This is a genomic window from Thioalkalivibrio sp. ALE23, assembly GCF_000378545.1.
Lineage (GTDB): Bacteria > Pseudomonadota > Gammaproteobacteria > Ectothiorhodospirales > Ectothiorhodospiraceae > Thioalkalivibrio.
Genome location: NZ_KB900057.1, coordinates 1 through 4,222, shown reverse-complemented (window position 1 = coordinate 4,222; position 4,222 = coordinate 1). Strand labels below are relative to the sequence as shown.

Here is a 4,222-nt window from a genome sequence, read left to right as displayed (position 1 = left end):
AGAAGGCCGGGCTCACCGGCGCTCATCAGATATACGCCCGCGTCGCCCACGATGAACAGCCCCGGTTCGTAGTTGTGGTCCTTCAGGGCTTCGGGGTTCTCGGATAGTACATCCAGCGCCTTGAAGGTGTCGCCCTGCTCGACCAGCCCCTTGTCGAAGACGGCCTGAACCTGCTCGCCGAGGGCGCCGGACCATCGTTGGGCATTGCGGGTGTGCTCCAGCAGCGGGCGAATCTCGCCCCAGACAAAGGCGAGCGTGCGGGGATTGTCGGACATGATCGGATCTCCATTGGTATTGCCTGGCCAGGCTATCGCAAACGGTCGCGCTGTCGATTTTTTCCGCTCACGATTCGGATTCGACCGTCCGGCGCCGGGGGATCCAGTCCGGGTTCGTTTTTTTCGAGCGACGCGCCCGGTCGAACGCCCGCCACTCTTCCAACAACGCCTTCGCGCCCTCCACATCTTCGCGGTACCACTTCCGGCCCTGTACGGTTTTCGGGCCGATATTCAAGGAGGCTGAAAAGGCGTGCGGCAGACGTCCATCCTGGTCCCAGCGGTCCAGTTCGCCCCGGGAACAGCCGAGGGCTTCGCGAACCCGGGAACCCCACATCGCCTCCCGGCGAAGCTCACGGCAACGGGTTTGCTCGTCGGCATCGAGGTGAGGATCCATGGACCGCTGGAGATATTCGGATGCCGCGGCAATCCGGGCTGCATCCCCCTGTTCCGATCGAACATTCTCCAGTCGTTCCAGGAAGGCTTCCCAGGCCTGTTGGCGCTCGGCTTCCATCTGTTTGGCCTGGTCCAACCGTTCGGCCTGCTGGCGCTCCAGATCGGCCTGTCGCTGTCGGCGGCGTGCGTCCAGCGCCTGCTGGCGCTCCTCCAGTTTGCGCACCGCCAGATCCCCGAGACCCTGGCGAACCTCGGTTTGCTGTCGTTTCGGAACGCCCAGCCATACCTGGAAAGCCCGTTCATCTTCTTTCTGACGCAGAAGTTTCAGAATGCGCTGGATGCGCTGTTCGGGCGTTTGCATTGCCACCCCCATCGGTCGGTTGTTATATGCGATCTTGACCGGGGCAAGAGTAATGGAAAACCGCAGATGGTCAATATCTTCAACTCTTAAAGAAAAGAAGATACCATGGTAAGGTGTTACGCCCAGAGAATCGGGCACTCTAAAAGTTTCTGTAATTGAAGACCAGCCAAGGATCCCCCCTATGCGATGGATCGCCAACCTGAAACTGCGCACCAAGCTGGGACTCGCCTTTGGCGTCGTCCTGATGCTGATGATCTTCATGGCCTTCACCAGTCTGGCCGGTGATCGTTATACCGCAGCGCAATACGAAGACGCCCTGGAACGGATGGAGGATGTCCAGTTCCAGCTTCAGATGGAGAACAACCATGTTCGATGGGGGATGGAACTGTCACAGTCCATTCTGACCGGGGACGAATTCACCGGGCAGCTGGACCATACCCAATGCGCTTTCGGACAGTGGTATTACGACTTCCAGGAATCCGATGCCTACGAAATGTCGAGCCCGGAGTTTCAGCGGGTATTCGATCGGCTCGAAGAACCGCACTACCAGATGCACGCCAGCGCCCATCCCATCACGGAGGCGACACGCGAAGGCAACGACAGTGAGGCCCAGGAGAAGTACACCCGGGAGACCGTCACGCATCTGGAGACCATGGAAGAAGGCCTCCAGGATCTCCAGGAGGTCATGGAGTCGGAAAGCCAGGACATGGTCGAGGAGGCTCAGGACGCACAGGTTCGATCCGCCGGGATCATGATCGGCGCGTCAACGGCCGCCGTTCTCGCCGGCTTGATGCTGGCGGTCCTGTTGGCGAGCTACCTGGTGCGGGCCATCGACGCTCTGCGTGAACGCGCCGTGGAAATGGCCGACGGGGACATGAGAGGTGAACCGCTGCCGGTACGGGGGCATGACGAAATTGGCAGGGCCACCGAAGCCTTCAATGCCATGGGCGAGGACATGCGAACCCTGATCCGTCAGATTGTGGATTCCGGAGATCAGGTGGCCTCCGCAACGAACCAACTGGCGGCAGTGGCGGAACAGACCCGCAACGATGTGTCCCGGCAGAAGGACGAGACCGACCAAGTCGCCACCGCGATGAATGAAATGGCGGCGACCGTTGCTGAGGTCGCCAACAATACTCAGTCCGCAGCGGACGCAGCGAGCGCCGGTGAGAAGTCCGTCACCGAAGCGAACCAGTCGTCCCGGGGAACCGCCGAAGCAGTGGATCGGTTGTCCTCCGAAATCCATTCCTCGGCGGATGCCGTGCGCGACGTGGCCGAGAAGAGCGAAGAGATCGGCCAGATCCTCAAGATGATTCAGGACATCACGGAACAGACCAATCTTCTGGCGCTCAATGCGGCGATCGAAGCGGCACGGGCCGGCGAATCCGGTCGTGGATTTGCCGTGGTGGCCGACGAGGTCCGCACGCTCGCAGGGCGCACGCATGAGTCCACCGAGCGTATCAGCGAAATCATCCAGAACCTTCAGGGCGGAGTGCAGCAGGCGGTGAGCGCCATGGAGGGGAACGAGAACAGCGCCCTTAGTGTTGTGGAGGAAGTTCACGGCGTGCGTGATCGCCTGAACCAGCTGACGGAGTCAATCCGGACGATTGACGAGATGACGACCCAGATCGCCAGCGCGTCGGAGCAACAGAGCACCGTGTCCGAAGAGATCAACCGTAACCTGCAGACCATCAGCACGACGGCGGACGAAAGCCTCAGCGCCTCCAGTCAGGTGGCAACAGCCAGCGAGCAACTTTCCCGGCTGTCCGCTGAACTGCATCAACGTGTGGAGCGTTTCCGGGTGTAAAACCAGGCGATGGAGGCTTCAATATGCAGGAACAGTGGGTCTCTGAACAAAGAAAGGGCCGCATCCCCGAGGGGGCGGCCCGTTTCTTCAAGTCGGATGGATTCCCTCAGCCAAAAATCTTCTGCTTCCAGCGCGAGAGCCAGCCGCCTTCGAGGATCGGGCGGACGTACGGCACATAGTCCTGATCGTCGCGCTTGATGTGATTCAGAAGCCAGAGGCCCAGGTCGGAGCGGATCTTGCGCGCAACCCCCAGAGGGTCCAACCCCTTGTCCAGCTCCTCGCGCAGCTTCTGGATGCGTCCGGTGAACGCCTGGTGAACCTGACGGTGCGCCTCCAGGGCTGGGTACTCAGCCTTCTCCATCAGCCCTTCCTCGAACACCAGGTGTGATTGGGTATAGTCCAGAAGGCCATTCACGACAGACTCCACCTCCTGTTTATCCCCGGTGGCGATGGCGTGGTCGACTTGCTGGAGATAGTCGAAGATGCGCTTGTGCTGTTCATCGATGGCATCGATGCCCAGTTCGAGGTTGCGATCCCAGCTAATGGGGGTCATGGCATGCTCCTTCCGTGGAAACCCGAATACCATTATGCACGTCGGGGCGATTGAACCAATCCCCGGGAGCGACATTTGGCGCATACCCCCCTGAAACGACAGGGGGGCAGCGGCAAACCCGCGAGGCCCAGCAAGGCGCTTGTGATTTCGCGTTTCACGGTACGCACCCCCAGTTTCCGGCCGGATTCAAGCATCGCCCGGATTCAGGCCTCCACGAACTCAGCGTCCATTTCCTCCTGATACTCGCGTGCGCGCTCGGCTGCGCGCTCGGACATGTTATCGGCCGCGTGCGCCGCGTCGGTTTCGTCGTGGTGGATCTCCTTGTCGAACACGCTGGGCATGCCCTCACCCATCGACCAGCCGGCCAAAAATCCCCGGCCGTGAGGCAGGCGCATCACGATCCCGCGGATCGTTTCATCTTCCTCGCCGGGATCCGTGAACCATCCCGTGGGGCAGATCGCGTCGGATACTTCGTCGCACCATTCCCAGCGCAGGCCGGGGGCGAAATCGCTGTCCAGAAATAACACGGCGCCCTGCCCCGCATAGCGAAGGTCGGCTACCAATCCGCGCCGCAGTGCTCCGCCTATAGCCGCGCAGCGGCTTAGGGGGTGGTGAAGCGGCGCATGGCGGTCCCGCCAGAAAAATTGCATCAATGGATGCTCGGCGTATATTGGAGCCACGATGGTTCAGCGCAAAGTCACATACCGGATTTATCCCACGGCGGAACAACTGGCCGCCCTGGAGCACCAGCGTTGGGTCCATTGCCTGTTGTGGAACGAGGCGCTGGCCGAACGGCGCCGGGCCTGGGGCGAGCGTCGGGAATCACTGAAGTT

At 61.0% G+C, this 4,222-nt stretch carries 5 protein-coding genes and 1 pseudogene; 2 read left to right on the top strand and 4 right to left on the bottom strand.

From position 1 onward, the window contains the following. Positions 1-275: pseudogene (locus F573_RS0113600) on the bottom strand (hypothetical protein); the annotation flags it as partial. 67 nt (positions 276-342) lie between these two features. Then, positions 343-1,167 (bottom strand): hypothetical protein, encoded by an 825-nt coding sequence (locus tag F573_RS15140; protein ID WP_155986687.1) that lies wholly within the window; start codon positions 1,165-1,167, stop codon positions 343-345. 43 nt (positions 1,168-1,210) lie between these two features. Here F573_RS15140 and F573_RS0113590 point away from each other — a divergent pair, with 43 nt between their 5' ends. After that, positions 1,211-2,836, top strand: a complete 1,626-nt coding sequence (locus tag F573_RS0113590; RefSeq protein WP_019023048.1) for a methyl-accepting chemotaxis protein — start codon at positions 1,211-1,213, stop codon at positions 2,834-2,836. Between the two features lie 106 nt (positions 2,837-2,942). On the opposite strand, the gene F573_RS0113585 is transcribed toward F573_RS0113590, so the two are convergent. Together F573_RS0113585 and F573_RS14450 are read right to left on the bottom strand one after the other, a co-directional pair. Further along, positions 2,943-3,389: a bacteriohemerythrin gene (locus F573_RS0113585; protein WP_019023047.1), complete on the bottom strand. Its 447-nt coding sequence runs from the start codon at positions 3,387-3,389 to the stop codon at positions 2,943-2,945. Positions 3,390-3,592: 203 nt separating this feature from the next. Beyond that, on the bottom strand, positions 3,593-4,039 hold the full coding sequence (locus F573_RS14450) for a hypothetical protein (protein ID WP_155986686.1): 447 nt from the start codon (positions 4,037-4,039) through the stop codon (positions 3,593-3,595). A gap of 31 nt (positions 4,040-4,070) precedes the next feature. Between F573_RS14450 and F573_RS15575 the strand changes: the two genes are divergently transcribed. Further along, the coding region (locus tag F573_RS15575) for a helix-turn-helix domain-containing protein (protein ID WP_019023045.1) at positions 4,071-4,222 on the top strand (152 nt) is incomplete at its 3' end.

What these genes read in the sequence shown, in the direction of transcription:
- F573_RS0113585 (WP_019023047.1), bottom strand. Translation starts at nt 3,389, where the DNA reads ATGACCCCCATTAGCTGGGATCGCAACCTCGAACTGGGCATCGATGCC.
- F573_RS0113590 (WP_019023048.1), top strand. Translation starts at nt 1,211, where the DNA reads ATGCGATGGATCGCCAACCTGAAACTGCGCACCAAGCTGGGACTCGCC.
- F573_RS14450 (WP_155986686.1), bottom strand. Translation starts at nt 4,039, where the DNA reads ATGCAATTTTTCTGGCGGGACCGCCATGCGCCGCTTCACCACCCCCTA.